This is a genomic window from Halostella limicola (assembly GCF_003675875.1).
In the GTDB taxonomy this organism is placed as follows: domain Archaea; phylum Halobacteriota; class Halobacteria; order Halobacteriales; family Natronoarchaeaceae; genus Halostella; species Halostella limicola.
The window spans coordinates 165702-182747 of sequence record NZ_RCDI01000004.1 but is presented as its reverse complement, the minus strand read 5'-3'; the positions used below and the strand labels follow the sequence as shown (position 1 = coordinate 182747).

The following is a 17046-nucleotide window of genomic DNA, read 5'->3' as shown; positions in this document are numbered from 1 at the left end:
GGCTTCGACATCCTAGTCTCGAAAGCCGAGTAATCGAAGGCCATTCAGGGAAACGAGGACCGTCGATCCCTCGTGGCCGACCACGGCAAGCGGCAAGGGAATGCCTCGAAGCAGAATCGTGCCAACCATCAGCGCGATTGCACCGAACGCGATTGCGAGATTGACTTTCAGCGTCCGACGCGTCCTGCGACCGAGTCCAAGCACGTACGGTATCTTTCCGATGTCGTCACCCATCAACACGACGTCAGCCGTCTCGAGGGCAACGTCGGTCCCGGCGCCACCCATTGCGATCCCGAGTGTCGCCGTCGCCAGTGCCGGTGCGTCGTTCACGCCGTCGCCCACCATCGCCACGTTCTCGTATCGCTCAACCAGCTCTTCGATGGTATCCACCTTCTCCTCCGGCAGGAGTTCCGCCTGCACTTCGTCGATACCGACCTCGTCGGCGATCTGCTCTGCTACGCGTTCGTTGTCGCCGGTCAGCATGACGATGTGCTCCACGCCGAGCGAGCGGAGGTCCTCAATCATCTCGGCGGCACCAGGACGAACCGTGTCTGTGAACGCCAGCCATCCCAGCACCGTGACGTCGTCGCCGTGCTCGCGGACGACGAGGACGCTCGTCTTCCCCTCCGCCTCCAGGGTCTGAAGCCGATCGAGACCAGGTTCGAGCCCCTCGATCGCAGCGTCTTCGAGAACCGTCTTGACGTAACTGCGATTCCCGATGTGGATGGTCCCGTCGTCGACGTCGGCATGGACCCCTTTCCCGGCGTTTGACTGAAACCGCCGCGCGTCGGGAACGTCGAGTGCGCGGTCTTCGGCTTCCGAGACGGTCGCACGAGCGAGGTGGTGCTCCGAGCGGGCCTGGACGGCGGCCACGAGCGAGAGCAGCTCGTCGGCAGTCAGCGACTCGTCCGCGAGGCCGTCACGGACGAACACGTCTGTCAGCTGTGTCTCACCCCGTGTGAGCGTGCCCGTCTTGTCGAACGCAACGGCGTCGACGTTTGCGGCCGTTTCGACGTGCTCACCGCCCTTGAACAAAACGCCCTGCCGGCCACCGGAGGCAATTGCCGACAGCACCGCTGCTGGCGTGGAAATAATGACTGCACACGGCGACGCGGCGACCATCAGGGTCATCGCGCGGTAGAACGTGCTGGTGAACTCGCTTCCGAGCGCGAGCGGGGTGGCGATCGCCGCGATCGTGAGCGCGAACACGCCGAGGACGTACGGCTGTTCGAGGCGGTCGATGAGCCGCTGTGTCGGCGCCTTCTCGCTCTGGGCGCGCTCGACCATGTGGATGAGCCGGCTGATCGCCGACTCGTGGGCCTGCCGCGTGACCTCGATCTCCAGGCTGCCGCTCTCGTTGATCGTCCCGCCGAACACCTCGTCGCCGGGTCCCTTCGGTACCGGGACGGATTCCCCAGTGAGCGAGGCCTGATCGACCGTCCCCTCGCCGGACGCGACGACGCCGTCAAGCGGAATCCTGTCGCCGGGCCGCACGACGAATACGTCACCGACAGCAACCTCGTCGATAAGCACCGTGACCTCCTCACCGTCGCGGAGAACCTGTGCCTCGTCCGGTCGCATCTCGACGAGCGACTTGATCGCCCGGCGGGAACGTCCGATGGCGTAGTGCTGGAGCGTGTTCGACAGCGAGAACAGGAACAGCAGCATCGCCCCCTCGAACGGTGCACCAATCGAGAGGGCGCCAAGCGCGGCGACGATCATCAGGAGGTCGATGTCGACTGCACGGTGCCGGAGCGTCTCGATCGCGCCTTTGAGTCCGTACCACCCACCGAAGCTGTATGCGACACCGTAACCGGCCCACATAAGCAGTCCCGGTCCCCTAAGCCATCCTGTTGCGAGGCCAGTCACCATCCCGAGCAGCGTCAGGCCGACGAACACCGCCTCCCGTCGGAGTTCCGAGCGGGTGCTCACGTCATCCGTTGTAGTATCGGGGTCGTCCTGGATCGAGATGTTACGATCGCGAATCGCGTCTCGAATCGTTGCTTCCGAGGTGACGCTCCCGTCGTAGGTGATCCGAGCACTCTCCGTTCGAAACGAAACATCGACGTCGTGTACGCCGGATAGACTCTGTAGATGTCGTTCTAGTGCCCGCGCTCCCGCTTTACCACGACCTCCCCGCCGTTCAATTCGAACAGAATACGTCGAGGGAAACGGAGATTCAGTAACGGCCACGTTCTCGGGACCTATGGGTTGGGTAGATTTCACGTTTTAGATATTCTAGCGACATTCGTCGGACTACATAGATCAACCCACAGCACCCTCAGAACGCCTCTGGATGCTGGACCGTTAGTAGAAGAGATCATCCAATAATCGTCACCGGAATCCGTGCTCGGCGGGTGACTGTCTCGGCGACGCTTCCGAGGAGCGTCCGGTCGATTCCTGACCGGCCGTGGCTACCCAGAACGATCTGGTCGATCCCGTGGTCGCTGGCATATTCGAGGATTGTACGCGCTGGCCTACCGACTTCTGTGGCCGTCTGGAGGTCAATGCCATACTCTGCCGCGAGATCTGTAGCTGTCGTGTGAATGTTGGTAGCGCGTTCCTGGGCGTTGTCGTACCAATCCTCAGCGACTGGCAAGCCACCAGCCTCCACATCGATTACCGAGTCAATCGGATTGATAACGTACAGTGTGGTGATGGTGGCGTCCGGGAAGTTTTCGAGAGTGTAGGTGAGCGCACGCTCAGAAAGCGGGGAACCGTCGAAGGCGACGAGAACGTTGTCGGGCATACGAGTGGATTCGAGACGTGTTGAGAAGAGTGTGGTGCCGAAAACTCGGCAACTGGGCGTACCATTAACTGCGATGTGATCCCACTCGTTGGTATGTCTAATGTCCGCATGTGGATCGATCAACATCGCCTCCTGAGCTTCGTCGCAATCGCGTATGCGTTCACCTGGACGATCCAGGGGGCGCTCGCGTATTCGGGCATGGAAGCCTCCTGGACCCACTCGATCCTGATCGGCTTCGGCGGATTCGGTCCGCCGATCGGCGCGGCGGTAGTCATCTGGGCCTCCGGTGGGAGCCTCCGCAGGTGGGTCGGCCAGATGTTCAAATGGCGGATCGGTGTGAAATGGTGGGCGCTCGCGTTCGGACTCCCGTTGATGATCCTCTTGCTGGGCGTCCTACTGTTCGTCGTAGCCGGAGGTCCGATCGACCTGACCGAGTTCGAGTCACCATTCATTTACCTATTCGCAATGGCGTGGGGGACAGTGTGGGGTGGGGGCCAAGAGGATCTCGGCTGGCGTGGCTTTATGCTGCCTATCCTGCAGGACTCCTACAGCGCGCTGGTGTCGAGTGCCATCGTGGGCGTCACGTGGGCCGCCTGGCACCTCCCACTGTTCCTGAACGCGACGACCACCCACGGCGGGTGGCCGCTCTCCCAGCAACTCCTCTGGATGGTCTCCATCCTGGCGGGCTCGGTTCTCTGGACGTGGATGTACAACAGCACCGGTGGAAGCGTCCTGGCCGTCGCGGTGTTCCACGCCGGCGTGAACTCGATGGGGATCTACCACCCCGCCGATCCAGAGGCACTCCTCCCGAACGGTGTGCCAGACCCCTGGCTGAACCTGCTCGCCGAAGTCACCGGGGCAGTCCCACTCGTGCTGGTCGCGCTCCTCCTAATCGTCGTCTACGGCGGGAACCGCCTCGCGGATCGTGACCCGCCAACCCCACAAGATGCCGGTCTCCCACCGGAAACTGATTCGGACCCTGACGAGTGAACACGGACCAACGTTGAACGCCTACTGCGAATTCTGAATTATCCCGGTACGTACTAACGCCCCGTCACACCGTAACTTGGACGGAATTGCAAGTTCGACCAGAATTTATCTACTGGTGCGTCGAACACCGTCTTGAGGTGTGAGAACGTGTGAGCTCCTTTCTGATACTCTACGGGACGGGTGAAGGCCAAACAGCGAAGGTCGCAGATCGAATTGTGGCGACGCTCAGCGAGCGCGGTCACGAGGCGAGCGCGCTCGACGTACGTAATCGACCGGACTCGTTCACCTTGGACGAATACGACGCCGACGTCGTGGGCGCAACGATCCACGTCGGCAAGCATCAGGACGCGATTCGCGACTTCGTCACCGAAACTCGAGACGCTCTGGCAGAGATGCCGACAGCCTTCCGCCAGGTCTCGCTGTCCTCAGCAACCGAGGAGAAGCGGGAAGAAGCTGCCGGATACGTCGAGTCATTCATCACCGAAACCGGGTGGCATCCGGATCGAATCGGGCAGTTCGGCGGCGCGCTTCGGTTCTCAGAGTATGGATTCCTCAGGCGTCTCATGATGAAACAGATCGCAAAGGATCTGCTCGACGAAGAGCGGAGGTCGAACGGTGACGTTGAATTCACCGACTGGGATGCGGTCGATGCGTTTGCAGCGGATGTCGCGGCGTTTGTCGAAGGTCGCCTTGGCGTCACTCCGGACAGTACAGAAAATCCAGAGATATGACCGCCACGCCACCCTCCCAACGACTCTCTCGGCCGTATGTGGTGTCGTCGATGCTCATCATCGTGCTTTCGGTTGTAGCGACTGGTATTGCCTGTTTGTCCCGAGTTTCTACCGGGACGCTGAGGTCCACCTCCCACAGCTGTACGGACAGGACCTACTGACATTCATCGTTGCTGTCCCCACACTTACCGTGGCTCTGTATTATGCTCACAGAGGATCACTCCGTGGCTACGTCGCATTCCAGCTTCTCGTCGCCGGACTCATGGCGCTGTTGTGGCTCGGTGAGGTCGGTCCGGCGAGTCTCGCCGGAACCAGACCCCCGAGCATCGCCGAGACGACGCTCCCGGTTCCCGTTATCCAGTCACTTGATCTCGGCGTCGTCGTTCCATCATTCGCTCTCTCGGCGGCGTACCTCTGGAAGCACCGAGCGTGGGGGTACGTCTTCACCGACGTCCTCCTCGTGAAGGGCACCACGCTCGGCCTCGCGGTCCTCGCTATGATTGTATTCATGCTCCAGAACGGCCAATCCGTCCCGCTTCCCCAGATCGTGCTGTTCGCTCTCCTGAGTCTCACTGGCCTCACTCTAGTGACTCGATTCATCCGAGCCATCCCACCTGATACCTCTGCCACCCATCCGCACGCCTGAGCAGCAACACAACCAGTCTGAACGAGAAGTACCCCGATTTTCCACCCCCGCAAGGGATTCGAGTTTGAGAACCCGCACTATAGGACGACATAGAACGGTTATAAAACCAAAAAGCAGGGTGAAAGCTGAGTTGGCATGCACCTAGCAACCCTACAATTCACCGAATATTGAGTCGATAAACCAGATCAATTGTCATAGTGAAGAAATACATCTGAGGCAATCGACGATTGAGGCGGCACGAAAACATCGGTCTGGACAAACGTACTAACAAGGCAGTTAATGACTGCGCCCACGGCGCAGCCGCGCCCGATGCCGTATCCACGCCCAAACACAGGTATTCCTTGCTCTGTGTCCTCGTTTGATCATCGCAATCGCCAATTTCGAGCGTGGGGGCTATCTTGGGAAACACCGTGACCACGATATGAGAGTCCTTCCAAGACTCTGCTATACACCCTTATCAGAACAGGATCCACCCGGCTGTGAGTCCGAACAGCAGGCTATACATTACGGCCTCAAACTGAATCGTGAGAAACGCGTCGCGGCTGATGTATTCTTTTTCCAAATATACGAGGCCCTCGATGGTATTAGGAAACGGAACTGCAGAGGCGAGGTCAGCGTACACGAACATCAGCCCTGCTAGAAACGTAACTCGAATGACGTACGTGAGCTCGCCCATCGCGTTGAGCAACGGCAGCAATACGATCGCCATGAGAACGCCCCGCACCAATTGTGCCGGAAGGAACACGAGGCCAATTCGCCTCGATTCTTCGGGGATTGTCATATCTCGGACGAAATCGACCCGGCGCTCCTCTTCACCGTATATATAGTCAGCGAATTGTAGTTCGATCATTCCCGCGACGGTGTACGCGATCGTGTGGATAATGGTGAATCCAGCGACGAACACGGTGGAATCGACGATTATCATGAGCAGAGTGATCCACTAGCTGACTTTTGTTAATTGGGGGAATTAGTGAACATGCTCATCTTGGGACGAAAGCATATTCTATAGGCGTCTAATAAGACTTCTTACTATACACACCTCTTCCACAATCACCTCTCTGGTGTTGTAATCGTCCCATGACACCCTCAGATCATGTGGAGCAGGTCGTTGATATTGTGTTCTCCATTTCGACGAAATCGCTCAACTGACCTCTATACCAGTGACAAGGGAGCTCAGCGCGGATCGCCTTCTATGTAGTGATTGTCAAGCGATCTCTCCACGATCAACGTTCTGAACAAGAACGATGATGTCCTCGTATGCAAACCTCGGTTGACGACGGGCGGTATCTCAACGTCGTCATAATGTTGACATACAAATCATCGTGCAATCGCGAACTCGCAGCCCTCAGAATGCTGTTGAATGCTATCCGGCGTCACAATAGTATTATAGTTTATACAAACGTATTCGTTGTATGGTTTCATCGAAGCAACTTCTCGTTCTCGCACTCGCGGTCCTCGTCATTCTCGTGCCGGTCGTAGCCGTCAGCTTTCTCTTCTTCCCACCGGATTTCGCGTACTCCCACACGTCCACGTACTCCTACACGACGTCTATTAGCACGAATACCACGATCGAGAATGCCACGTTCCATCTCCCGTTTCCTGCCGGCGGGGACGTGGAAGCTGACGCCGCATCGAACCTGTGGATCTACGACGACAACGGCACAGAGCTGACGAACTGGGATGCAGCCATCGTCCAGACCGCCCACGGTTCGATGCTCCGTCTCCACGTTGATCGCCTCGTCGGTGAGGATCGCTACATCCTCTGGACGTACGACCCGAACGGCTCGGTAATCGACCGGGAACAAATTGGTCCCGACGAGATTCCTGCGAACATGACCAACAAAGAGCTCTCCCCTGACCCGACCAGGTATTCGATTGCATGGCAACAGTCAGTCGGCCACGACATCGAAACGCGATATCCGATCGGGAACGCGTCGTTCCTCGCACCGCTCGGCAATGTCTCTTCGACCAGTTGTGAGTATGCGTGGGACGATTCCGACGCGTGCTGGAGGTTCACGACTGTCGCCGCAGCCACGTACGACACGCCAACCGAAGCGATCGTTACCATCGACGAATTCCGATTCGAAGCCTGGAACGAGTGGGGATTCTGGCTCTCGAACAGCTTCAACACGTTCGAGGCGGGCACCACCCCGGCAATCTACGCGGACGACCGCCAGGGATGGACGCAGCTCGATGGCCATCTCCACGCCGGAATGGGGCGATACGACGGTCCATCACGGTAACGCACTACGAACGAGCGGGTGAACTCTCAAGGAGTATGTCATCGACCGTGGTGAGAATCCGCGGTCATCAAAGTGTCCGACATCTCATCAACGGCGGCGAATCTCTCAAAGACCACTCTGAACGGTCACTACAGAGTGCTCTCTATCGTTGGATCCAAAGGATAATCCTGTATGAAACTATCCTTCTACTAGGAATACTCTGGCAGAGTTCCAAGATCACCTCGTTTTCGTCGGGACCGGTCACTGTCCAAGCTACCACTCCTATCCCGACATTCCTGAGAACCTCTCGAAGTACGATTTCTTGTAGAAGCCATTCTTAGGAGTCGGGAGCGATACCGCCATTTAATATCTCTAAAACCGTATATTCGAGTGTTATGGAGCGCAACGAAGCCAAATCTCGTCTGGAATCCAGATTACAATCTGCCGTCGAAGACAACTCTGACCTCCACTCTGCGTACTTGTTGGTACATTCCGACAGCCGTGACCTACATTGGAATATGGCCACGGGGCAGACGGGAGACGTCGAGGCCTCTCCAAAGCAACCATACTACGCCGCCAGCATCGGCAAGACCTTCACCTCGACACTCGTGGCCATGTTATCCGACGACGGCCGGCTCAGTTTCGACGACCCGATCTCGGAGTATCTATCGGAGTCGATTCTCGATAATCTTCACACTATCGACGGGACAGACTACACCGGCGATATCCGCATCCGTCATCTCCTCGGTCACACCTCCGGACTTCCGCATTCCCTCCCAGAGGGTGGAAAAATGTTCTTGAACACGCGATTAGAAGAATCCCCCGAGGGGAAGACGCTGTTCGACGAAATGTTGGAAGAACCGGACCGGACATGGGAACCAGAGGAAACGATCGAATGGGCAAAACGAAATTTGGAACCCCACTTCCCACCCGGCGAGGACTGCTACTATTCGGAGTTCGGATACAACCTGCTCGGGTTGATCATCGAAAGCGTGACCGGCCAACCATATCACGAGGCGCTGGAGGAGTTCCTCTTTGATCCGTTGGAGATGGAGCATTCGTACTTACCGCCGTTCTCGGAACCCGCTGTAGACAGCGGGCTTCCCCCAGCCCCGTTTTACATCGACGAAAAGAAAATCGATGTGGATGATGTACCCTCGTTGAGCGCCTTCTATGCCGGTGGACAGACAGTGAACACCGCAGAAGAACTATTCCGGTTCCATCAAGCCTTGGTCGAGGGAGAACTCGTATCCGAGGAAACGCTACAGGAGATGCTACAGTGGAACAAACTGTGGCAAGGAATCGACTACGGCTACGGCGTCGTCCGTATCCGTCCGTTGCCGTTTCTCAAACGATTCCACTCGTGGGGTGGACTCGGGGCGAGTAGTGCATTCATGGTGTATAACCCCACTATTGATGTCTACCTGATCGGGACATTCAACCAGTGGTCGTATATGCGGAAGAGCATGATGTTTCTCTTCCAAACGCTACGATCAATCTCGAAGGTGGAGTGATCCGGCCAATAGCCTTGCAGGCGATGAAAATCCACTTTTGGAGGTAGCAGTCAAGAGCTTTAGGTACCAAGCTTTCGCATATTGGTGAGTAATCGATACGCATACTCACCTAACAGCCGCTTCATCGCTTGTGTGGTGAAATGAGCGACAATCATCTACTACACATACCCGAACTACTTATCAGCCGTTTCAAGAATAGCTCTACTGAGAGTCGGTCAGCGATAGGTTAGATAAGTCACATCCGAGACGCTAATCGCGGGAGAGACAGAGGTGACACAACTATTTTTTCGGTGCCAATATTCGTCACCGGTATGTCTCCATCCGATCGGACCGCATCCTTCGCAAAGCGGTTCGGCGTGACACTGCTTGCCGGTACGCCTGGAATCCTCGCCCTTAGTGGGTATATCTATCTCACGACACCGCCGACAGCCGTTCCGGCCGGACTATCGCTTCCACTACTGGCTGTGTCTGCCGGGGTCAACTCACTTCTCCTGCTCGCCGTCGCGTGTCTGGTCGGTACGTATACCGCCCCGCGAGTAGAGCTGCCATCGTACCTTATCGACTGGGTGAAGACAGGCGACGACTTCTGGCGACGCCTCCGGCCCGAGGTTCGACTTGCTGTCGGCTTCGGCGTCATCGGAGGCCTACTGATTCTGCTTCTCGATGTCGCGCTGGCGCCGTTCGTCGCTCAGGACTTGCCCCAGTCCGCAAGCGGGGTGACCGACGTGACTATGATGAACGTCATCGCGTATGCCCAGGTTCGATTCCTTTACGGGGGCATCACGGAGGAGCTACTGCTCAGATATGGACTCATGTCGGGGCTCGCATTCATCGGCTGGGTACTTAGCGGTCGTCCGTCGGACGGTCCCGGATCGGGAGTCATGTGGGTCGCGATCGTAATCTCTGCAGTGCTGTTCGGGATCGGTCATCTCCCGGCGCTCGCTCAGTCCGTCGATCTAACTCCGGCACTCGTCGCCCGGACGATTCTGCTGAACGCGATCGCAGGCGTCCTCTTTGGGTGGTTGTACTGGCAGCGAAGCCTCGAAGCGGCGATGGTGGCCCACGCCGCCTTCCACGTCCCCTTGGTAACACTATCGCTCGTACAAGTCACGCTGCTCTGACTGCAGTAGATCCCGCAGCCCCTCCACGAATCACCGTGGCACAAATTTATGAGGAGAGCATTCCCACGACATATCAAGAACGTCGGGATGGGAATGGAGCTTGGAACACACATCCGAAAACAACGGTGGACGACAGTATCCGGATACGGCATCTTCATCGCGCTGATGGTCGCCGGCTACTACTACAACATCACGTTCGTTCAACTCGGACTCATCGACCTCGGCACGCGCCTCGTTGGTCTGTCCGAGACAGCCGTCTCGATGTGGATGGCGGCGCTCGCGCTCTGCACACTCGTCGTCGCCGTCACGACCGGTGTGACGATGGACCGCCACGGGTGGAGCACTGACCTCCGGACGAAGCTCCGGCTCCTGCTCGGCGTGGTCTGTGTCCAGTTCGTACTCACACTCGTCGCCCCGATAATTCGAACCATGCCCGCCTTTGGTGCATGGATCATCCTGGCGTCAATCGGACTCGGTATTGGATTTCCGGTCTCGTTCTCGCTCGCGATTGACCTCGTGCCGGTACCGGACCGAGGGTACGTCGCTGCGGCGATCACGGCGATCGCATATTTTTTCGCGAATGTGATTCCGCTCTCCTGGTCGATCGACGTCTTCAGTCAGTTAATGGTCGTCGCGATGGCACCAGGTATCGTCGTGCTGGCCGTCTTGTCGTTCGTCCGCGTCGATCGTCTCGATGCGATCCTCGACGCTCTTGGAACGCAATACGAGACGTACGGCACGGGTCGATTCTGCCACAGAAATCCAATTCGGGCGCGAAGTCTAGCCTTCGTCGTCCCGGTTGTCTTGATGTTCGGCGTCTTCTTCATCGATAGCCTCGGGTTTCTCCGCATCATCGACACGTCATCGCTCCTGCTGAGTTCCTGGCAGTCGCCCAACCTCTCGACGCGCCTATTCATCGCCGTCGCACACGTCGTCGGTGCGGTGATGGCTGGCGTCGTCTACGCGAACTACTCGCTCTCGCGCGTCTTCCTCTGGACGTTCGCGCTGTTCGCCCTCACGCACATCATGTACACGTCCGACCTGCGAATCGTCGAGGTGTTCCCCACGATCGCGGGTAGTGGTACCTCACCCCTGAATCCCGCCCTGTACGCGATCGCCGTGAGCTTCTACACGACGCTGAACTTCGCGCTCTGGCCCGACCTCTCGACACCCGAGACGATCGGCACGCACTCTGCGATCGGGATCGGCGTCGCCGGCTGGCTCGCCACGTTCTCGAGCACCGCGCTCGCGCTGTACTTCCAGGCGGCCGACCTCACGCTCCTCTCACATCTGAACGTGGTGCAGGCGCTCTCCCTGCTCCTCTTGTTCGGACTCGCAGTCGGCCTATACGCCAGACGGATGGTTGAACTCGCTCGCGAGAACGGAGGTGCGAGCGTATGAGCCCGACGGAAGCCATCCCGCTTCTCATCGTCGTCCTCCTCATGATCTCCATCGGGGGCGGCGACATCCAGGAGATGTCCGTGACGTTCCAGGGCGAAAACGACGTCGATTCACTCGCTGACGTCCACGTCGTCGCCGGCGGGACCACCACCGTTCCCGGTGACGCCATCGTCGAGGGCGACGTCTACGTGATCGGTGGCACCGCAGCCATCGACGGGACGGTCGACGGCGACGTGACGCTCCTCAACGGAAATCTCTCGGTACGTGATGGCGCGACTGTGAGCGGTACCGTCCAGACGTATTCGGGATCCGCTGCAGTCAACTCCGACGCATCGGTCGGGCAGATCTCGCGATTCGAGGCACCTACCCCGTCGAGTTCGCCCGCACAGCGGGTCGGAGGGTTCCTTCTGCAGTTCCTCCTCCTCGGCGCGTTCGGATGGTGGCTCGTCGAGCGGCACCCACTCGTCATCGAGAACGTCGGCGCGGCCATCACCGAGCACGCGCTCGTCAGCGGCGTCGTCGGCAGCCTCGGCACAACGACCCTCCTCGTCCTCTTCGTCTACATGGCATTCACCCTTATCCTGCTCCCGCTCGCGATCATCGGGCTGTTTGCCGAGTTCCTCGTCATCCTCTACGGCCAGGCAGTGTTCGGGTACCTCATCGGGACGCGCTTCCCGATCGAACGCGACGGCGTCGCGACGCTCGCAGGGATCGCCGTGTTCCTACTCGGCCTCGAGCTCTTTGGGCTCGTGCCGTACCTCGGCGGAATCGCGCAACTCGCCGTCGCTGTGGTCGGGGTCGGTGCTGTCCTGAACACGTACTTCGGCCTTCAGCGATTCGAGCCTGTCACCATTCCCGGAGGGACCTAGCCATGTACACAGCGTTTCCCCACTCGAGTACCCGAATCGAGGTGTCTAGGCGATAGTGACATCGATTCACATGGGCTGGCGGCACGTCCTATTCGCGAACTGGCCCGTCGATCCCGACCTCCTCGACCCACACCTTCCGTCGTCACTCACGGTCGATACGTACGACGACGACGCGTGGCTCTCCGTCGTCCCGTTCACGAACGTCGACGTCCATCCGACGTGGGTCCCTGACGGCTGCGGATTCCCGCTCCCCGAACTCAACCTCCGGACATACGTTACTCAGGGCGGCCACGACGGCGTGTACTTCTTCAGCCTCGACGCCCAGGGCACCATCGGCGTCGTCGGCGCACGCCTCTTCCACCACCTCCCGTACTATTACGCGCGCTGTTCGCTCACCGAAGTCAACGGCGATGTCTGGTTTCGGAGCAGACGATTGCATCCCGGCGCTCGCCCAGTCCACTTCGAGGGGACCTACGGTCCATCCAGCCCGGCACTCGACGTACAGTCGGGCTCGCTCGAAGCGTTCCTCACCGAGCGCTACCGGTACTACACGGAGGCACAAGACGGCTCGCTCCGGTACGCAGCCATCGACCACGAGTCGTGGCCGCTGTACGAGGCCGACCCAGCTATCGAGACCAACACGCTGTTCGAGGCCAATGGGTTCGCCCACCCCGAAACCGAGCCCGTACACTACTACAGTCCCGGCGTGACGACGATCGCGTCCCCGAACCGCCGGGTGTGATCGAATGCCGTCACGTTCGCACGCTGTCGCTGTCGACGACTGGTCGGCTCGAGCGACACTCCTCGGGTACACCGCCCTCACGTACGCCATCTCGTGGTCGCTCTGGGGTGTGTGGGCGATCAGCGAGACCGGGTCGACACCCCCAGGAACACTCCTGTTCGGCGGCGGGCTCGAGGAACCTGGTCGGCGCGGGTACCTCCTACCGGCACACCAAGAAGCCTACAGTCCCCTCACGGCTGGACTCCTCGTTGGCGTCGTCTGGGCCGGGTGGCACCTTCCGCTAGTGTTCATTCCAGGTACCATCCAACACACGCTCCCACTCGGTCTCTACCTGTTCCAGCTCGTCGAACTTTCGATTTTATTGACGTGGCTCACGAACTGGGTCGACGGACGCATCCTACCAGCGATTCTCTTGCACGCGGGCGCCAACGCACTCTTGAATTACTATCCGGTCGGTGGTGCCGCGGGTGCGACGACACCCCTCGGGTTCGGACTTCTCGTTATGATGCTCGCAATCGCCGTTGTCGCCCTTGCCATCAGTGCTGGGCAGTCGCTTGGCGTTGCCCGTCCTGCTCGTTAATGTATTTGTCAGCAGAGCACGATGCCTGTCCGTATGGCGGCGTCGAACGCGACCCGGCTGGTCGGTCTGATGTCAAAGCGAATCGGGCGGTACGTCAATCACGACACGGTCCTTGTCCGGTTCGTCTCCCTGTGGATCGTCGTCGCGAGCGTGTTCACGGCGGCGTGGGTCCTCAGCTACTTCTTCCTCCCCCAAGGGCTGTTACGCGGCGGGAACCCGGGCGCAGCCGCTGGATACGCAGGGAGTATCACGCGAGAATTCCTGTGGCTGTTCGGGTGGAACGTTGGCGTCTCTCTAATCGCCGTCGGTGCGAACACGCTCCGGTCGGTGAACACACCGATGGGCTATGTCATCGAGGTCGTCCAAGCGCCCTGGTACGGGGCAGTCTGGGGAACCGGGTCACTCGCAATCGGGACGGGAGAGCGCATCGCGCCGTCGCTGGCCGTGCTCATCGAACGCAGCGGCCCGATGGAGATCACGGCGCTCGTCGCGGTCGTGGTCGCGACGCGGGGCGTAATGCTGTGGCATCAGGAATCCGGCTCCCGGTGGAAAGAGGAATTTGTCCGCGTACGATCGCCCAGCGACTGGTCGTTAACGGGCCGTGAGTGGGCGCTCCTGGTCGGTGGATATCTGTTGCTGGCAGTCGCGTGCTACCGGGAAGCCGTCGCGATAGCACAGGTCGCAGGATGATGAGGGCGGAATCGCGGGCCTATGTGCGGAAAGTGGCTGTAACGGTCTGTCGTCGGAGCATGGAGAAATTTCCTCTGAGAGAAGGTCAAGCGGCTAGGGTTCGACGTCCTTAATTTTGAGTCGAGAGCCCCAATCGGATCACATGGCATCACTCGTGGCTCGTTTTCGCCGGTTTCCACGCGATCATCCGATCCTCGCACTCGCAATCGCCATCCTGACCGTCGAAATCGTCGGGGCTTCCGGGTCCATCTTCACGGCCCAAGGTCTCAACACGTGGTACGACACCCTTCAGCGGCCAATACTTGCGCCACCGAACTGGGTATTCGGTCCCGTCTGGACGGCCCTGTTCGCACTCATCGGAGTTGCGCTATGGCTCGTCTGGCGACGACTCGATTCGTCACCTCGTGAAGTCCGGTTCGGGTTCGGCGTATTCGTGGTACACTTCGCCGTCAATGTGGGATGGTCGGTCGTCTTCTTCGGCATGCAGGAGATCGGATGGGGGCTGGCCGTGATCGGACTCCTCTGGCTGCTCATCGTCGCAACGATGTGGACATTCGACCGCGTTGATCGACGGGCCGCTCTCCTCCTCGTCCCGTATCTCCTGTGGGTCTCCTTCGCCGCCTATCTTAACTACCGCTTCTGGGTGTTGAATTAGGTCGCGACTCCTGATCACTCTCGTACGCCACCGTCGAACGGATATTGACACCTACGAATACCGTTACAGCCCGAATTGCACGGTTCGCGGATACCCCATCTGACCCAGCCCTGTGAGGTGCGCGCCCTGTAGTTATCACGATTCCCGAAACTTCTAATCGGTTGAGGGTTTCAATAAGGCCAGTTAGCTCAGATCGGCCCGGCGAAACCTGAGATATCCGACGAGGAGCGGGACGACTGCCCAGGCGAGCAGGATGAGAAGAAATACCGTTGGTTCGAGGTAACTGGGCGCCGGGCCGCCGATCCGCGCTTCCACAGCAGTTCCGCCACCGAGCAACAGCCGCTGGACGAGCGCATTGTACGCCCCGGTCGGACTGAGACCCTGCAAGAGCAGGAACCAGGCGGGGACGACTCCACCGGGCATCTCGCCGGTGACAAGCAAATGAACCGCATTGGGAGCCAGATCCCAGAGGAGCGTCAGCCCGAGGTAGGCCGTGATCGCCAAGGTCATCGCACGGGCGCGTGTCGCCGTGACAGCCGAAATCCCGATAGCGATGCCGACGAACGAAACGCCGAGAAGGACAGTCAAGACCGTCGTCCCAATAAAGGCACCCACCGGTAGTCCGCCGTAGAGAACCGCCGTAACCACGCCTGAGACCACGAACCCCAGTACGAGACCGATCGCGACCACACCGCTCCGGCCGAGAAACTTCCCGAGGAGCACTTCGCCCCGCGACGGCGGGAGTCCAAGTATCACCTTCAGACTTCCCGACTCCCGTTCACCGGCGATCGCAAGATAGGCGGCGATCAGCGCCATGATCGGGACGAGAAGTCCCGCGAACTGCGATGCACCGCCAATCGCCATCTCGGCACCGCCTTCGACATCCGGAATAAGTAGTGAGATACCCGCCGACAGCGACGTCATCACGGCGATGATGACGACGATGCCCCAAATCATACGCGACCGGAGGGCGTCGGCGAATTCCTTACGAGCGATCGTCAGCCAGATCGTGGCAAGCGTCATCGCTCCACCTCCGAAGTATCGACCTTTGGGGGTGCATCGCCAGTGTAGGCGCTGAACAGATCTTCCAACGACGACTCCTCGATCGTCACGTCGAGAATTGCAGCGCCATCATCGCGTATGCGGTCGATCACGTTAACTTTCGCTGTGGCCTCATCAACGCTTACGCGAATCGTTCGGCCATCGACTGCGACATCGGAGACTCCGGCTAGCTCCCCGAGAGTCAGTGAGTCTGGGATGGCATCGACTGAGAGCGTTACCGTCGATCCGGTTCCGAGTGTGTCGCGAAGCCCGTCTATGGAATCGATGGCGACGAGTCGGCCACGATTGAGTATCGCGACGCGATCACAGACCGCTTCGACCTGACTGAGAATATGGCTAGAGAAGAAGACGGTCTTCCCCCGGTCAGCGTGGGTTCGAGCAATCTCACGCACGAGGCGAACGCCATTGGGATCGAGCCCCGAGGACGGCTCGTCGAGAATCAACAATTCGGGATCGCCGACGAGGGCAATCGCGAGAGCCAATCGCTGCATCATCCCTTTCGAATAGCCACCGACGACTCGGTCAGCAGCTGCAGCATCGAGGCCGACTCGATCGAGGAGGTCGTCGACAGTGTCGTTGGATTGCTTCAACGCGATTGCGTACTCCAGGTGTTTACGACCGGTGAGGCGGTCGTAGAGTCCATATCCATCCGGAAGAATGCCGACTCGATCGTGGATTTCTCGCGTCTCAGTCTGCGCGTTGTATCCGAGGACAGTTGCGCTTCCTGCCGACGGACGGACGTAGTCCATAATCACATCGATCGTCGTTGATTTGCCGGCGCCATTCGGCCCGAGAAACCCGAATATCTCGCCTTCGTAGACTGTTAGATCGAGATCGTCAACAGCGAGAACGTCCTTCCCATATCGTTTTGTCAGTCCTGTGGTCTGGATGGCAATCGCCCCGTTATTGGCCGATTCTCTCGAATCAGATATCGAACGAGCAGGAGTTTTCATATTGTCAGTACGTGTACCCTCCTCAAAATCCCATGGTCTGAGTTATTCACGATGCGATGAAGACAGAAAATACGTTCATCTAGCGGGGGCTCTAATCTCTGTGTCTGCTCCGCAAAGTCCT

The 17046-nt window shown here is 59.1% G+C and carries 17 protein-coding genes; 12 read left to right on the top strand and 5 right to left on the bottom strand.

Features of this window, described 5'->3' with window-relative positions:
* Nucleotides 1-12 precede the first annotated feature (12 nt).
* Complete coding sequence (locus D8670_RS17845) at nucleotides 13-2193, bottom strand: heavy metal translocating P-type ATPase (protein ID WP_121819475.1); 2181 nt, start codon at nucleotides 2191-2193, stop codon at nucleotides 13-15.
* Between the two features lie 127 nt (nucleotides 2194-2320).
* Nucleotides 2321-2749 carry a universal stress protein gene (locus D8670_RS17840; protein ID WP_121819474.1) on the bottom strand — a complete coding sequence of 143 codons (429 nt, stop codon included), beginning with the start codon at nucleotides 2747-2749 and terminating at the stop codon, nucleotides 2321-2323.
* Between the two features lie 93 nt (nucleotides 2750-2842).
* Between D8670_RS17840 and D8670_RS17835 the strand changes: the two genes are divergently transcribed.
* The 3 genes from D8670_RS17835 to D8670_RS17825 all read left to right on the top strand — a co-directional run bounded on the left by D8670_RS17835 (nucleotide 2843) and on the right by D8670_RS17825 (nucleotide 5116).
* Nucleotides 2843-3739, top strand: a complete 897-nt coding sequence (locus D8670_RS17835) for a CPBP family intramembrane glutamic endopeptidase (protein ID WP_121819473.1) — start codon at nucleotides 2843-2845, stop codon at nucleotides 3737-3739.
* Between the two features lie 149 nt (nucleotides 3740-3888).
* Nucleotides 3889-4470, top strand: coding sequence for a flavodoxin domain-containing protein (locus D8670_RS17830; RefSeq protein WP_121819472.1), 582 nt, complete (start codon nucleotides 3889-3891; stop codon nucleotides 4468-4470).
* Complete coding sequence (locus D8670_RS17825; protein WP_233752268.1) at nucleotides 4415-5116, top strand: hypothetical protein; 702 nt, start codon at nucleotides 4415-4417, stop codon at nucleotides 5114-5116. The genes D8670_RS17830 and D8670_RS17825 overlap by 56 nt, the downstream gene beginning before the upstream one ends.
* Before the next feature lie 457 nt (nucleotides 5117-5573).
* Here D8670_RS17825 and D8670_RS17820 read toward each other — a convergent pair whose 3' ends face one another.
* Nucleotides 5574-6041, bottom strand: a complete 468-nt coding sequence (locus D8670_RS17820; protein ID WP_121819471.1) for a hypothetical protein — start codon at nucleotides 6039-6041, stop codon at nucleotides 5574-5576.
* Nucleotides 6042-6528: 487 nt separating this feature from the next.
* On the opposite strand from D8670_RS17820, the gene D8670_RS17815 reads away from it, so the two are divergent.
* From D8670_RS17815 to D8670_RS17775, 9 genes are all read left to right on the top strand, one after another.
* Nucleotides 6529-7359 carry a hypothetical protein gene (locus D8670_RS17815; RefSeq protein ID WP_121819470.1) on the top strand — a complete coding sequence of 277 codons (831 nt, stop codon included), beginning with the start codon at nucleotides 6529-6531 and terminating at the stop codon, nucleotides 7357-7359.
* A 497-nt stretch (nucleotides 7360-7856) separates the two neighbouring features.
* A complete protein-coding gene (locus tag D8670_RS17810; RefSeq protein ID WP_205254112.1) occupies nucleotides 7857-8852 on the top strand; it encodes a serine hydrolase domain-containing protein in 996 nt (331 codons plus the stop codon).
* Nucleotides 8853-9163: 311 nt separating this feature from the next.
* The gene (locus D8670_RS17805; RefSeq protein WP_121819468.1) at nucleotides 9164-9973 is read left to right on the top strand and encodes a CPBP family intramembrane glutamic endopeptidase; all 810 of its coding nucleotides are present in this window, start codon (nucleotides 9164-9166) and stop codon (nucleotides 9971-9973) included.
* A 93-nt stretch (nucleotides 9974-10066) separates the two neighbouring features.
* Nucleotides 10067-11374 carry an MFS transporter gene (locus D8670_RS17800; protein WP_121819467.1) on the top strand — a complete coding sequence of 436 codons (1308 nt, stop codon included), beginning with the start codon at nucleotides 10067-10069 and terminating at the stop codon, nucleotides 11372-11374.
* Nucleotides 11371-12243 carry a DUF8173 domain-containing protein gene (locus D8670_RS17795; protein ID WP_121819466.1) on the top strand — a complete coding sequence of 291 codons (873 nt, stop codon included), beginning with the start codon at nucleotides 11371-11373 and terminating at the stop codon, nucleotides 12241-12243. Before D8670_RS17800 ends, D8670_RS17795 begins: the two co-directional genes overlap by 4 nt.
* Nucleotides 12244-12295: 52 nt before the next feature.
* A complete protein-coding gene (locus D8670_RS17790) occupies nucleotides 12296-12985 on the top strand; it encodes a YqjF family protein (RefSeq protein WP_121819465.1) in 690 nt (229 codons plus the stop codon).
* A 4-nt stretch (nucleotides 12986-12989) separates the two neighbouring features.
* Entirely contained in the window at nucleotides 12990-13565 is a 576-nt protein-coding gene (locus tag D8670_RS21870) for a CPBP family glutamic-type intramembrane protease (protein ID WP_121819464.1), read from the top strand.
* A 33-nt stretch (nucleotides 13566-13598) separates the two neighbouring features.
* On the top strand, nucleotides 13599-14255 hold the full coding sequence (locus D8670_RS17780; RefSeq protein WP_121819463.1) for a hypothetical protein: 657 nt from the start codon (nucleotides 13599-13601) through the stop codon (nucleotides 14253-14255).
* 142 nt (nucleotides 14256-14397) lie between these two features.
* The gene (locus D8670_RS17775; RefSeq protein WP_121819462.1) at nucleotides 14398-14910 is read left to right on the top strand and encodes a TspO/MBR family protein; all 513 of its coding nucleotides are present in this window, start codon (nucleotides 14398-14400) and stop codon (nucleotides 14908-14910) included.
* Between the two features lie 183 nt (nucleotides 14911-15093).
* Here D8670_RS17775 and D8670_RS17770 read toward each other — a convergent pair whose 3' ends face one another.
* Both D8670_RS17770 and D8670_RS17765 read right to left on the bottom strand, forming a co-directional pair.
* On the bottom strand, nucleotides 15094-15933 hold the full coding sequence (locus D8670_RS17770; protein ID WP_121819461.1) for an ABC transporter permease subunit: 840 nt from the start codon (nucleotides 15931-15933) through the stop codon (nucleotides 15094-15096).
* A complete protein-coding gene (locus tag D8670_RS17765) occupies nucleotides 15930-16925 on the bottom strand; it encodes an ABC transporter ATP-binding protein (protein ID WP_121819460.1) in 996 nt (331 codons plus the stop codon). Before D8670_RS17765 ends, D8670_RS17770 begins: the two co-directional genes overlap by 4 nt.
* Nucleotides 16926-17046 lie beyond the last annotated feature (121 nt).

Excerpts from the sequence above, each read along its gene's own strand:
- D8670_RS17840 (WP_121819474.1), bottom strand. The coding sequence starts at position 2,749 with ATGCCCGACAACGTTCTCGTCGCCTTCGACGGTTCCCCGCTTTCTGAG.
- D8670_RS17835 (WP_121819473.1), top strand. The coding sequence starts at position 2,843 with ATGTCTAATGTCCGCATGTGGATCGATCAACATCGCCTCCTGAGCTTC.
- D8670_RS17820 (WP_121819471.1), bottom strand. The coding sequence starts at position 6,041 with ATGATAATCGTCGATTCCACCGTGTTCGTCGCTGGATTCACCATTATC.
- D8670_RS17815 (WP_121819470.1), top strand. The coding sequence starts at position 6,529 with ATGGTTTCATCGAAGCAACTTCTCGTTCTCGCACTCGCGGTCCTCGTC.
- D8670_RS17810 (WP_205254112.1), top strand. The coding sequence starts at position 7,857 with ATGGCCACGGGGCAGACGGGAGACGTCGAGGCCTCTCCAAAGCAACCA.
- D8670_RS17805 (WP_121819468.1), top strand. The coding sequence starts at position 9,164 with ATGTCTCCATCCGATCGGACCGCATCCTTCGCAAAGCGGTTCGGCGTG.
- D8670_RS17800 (WP_121819467.1), top strand. The coding sequence starts at position 10,067 with ATGGAGCTTGGAACACACATCCGAAAACAACGGTGGACGACAGTATCC.
- D8670_RS17795 (WP_121819466.1), top strand. The coding sequence starts at position 11,371 with ATGAGCCCGACGGAAGCCATCCCGCTTCTCATCGTCGTCCTCCTCATG.
- D8670_RS21870 (WP_121819464.1), top strand. The coding sequence starts at position 12,990 with ATGCCGTCACGTTCGCACGCTGTCGCTGTCGACGACTGGTCGGCTCGA.
- D8670_RS17780 (WP_121819463.1), top strand. The coding sequence starts at position 13,599 with ATGGCGGCGTCGAACGCGACCCGGCTGGTCGGTCTGATGTCAAAGCGA.
- D8670_RS17775 (WP_121819462.1), top strand. The coding sequence starts at position 14,398 with ATGGCATCACTCGTGGCTCGTTTTCGCCGGTTTCCACGCGATCATCCG.
- D8670_RS17770 (WP_121819461.1), bottom strand. The coding sequence starts at position 15,933 with ATGACGCTTGCCACGATCTGGCTGACGATCGCTCGTAAGGAATTCGCC.
- D8670_RS17765 (WP_121819460.1), bottom strand. The coding sequence starts at position 16,925 with ATGAAAACTCCTGCTCGTTCGATATCTGATTCGAGAGAATCGGCCAAT.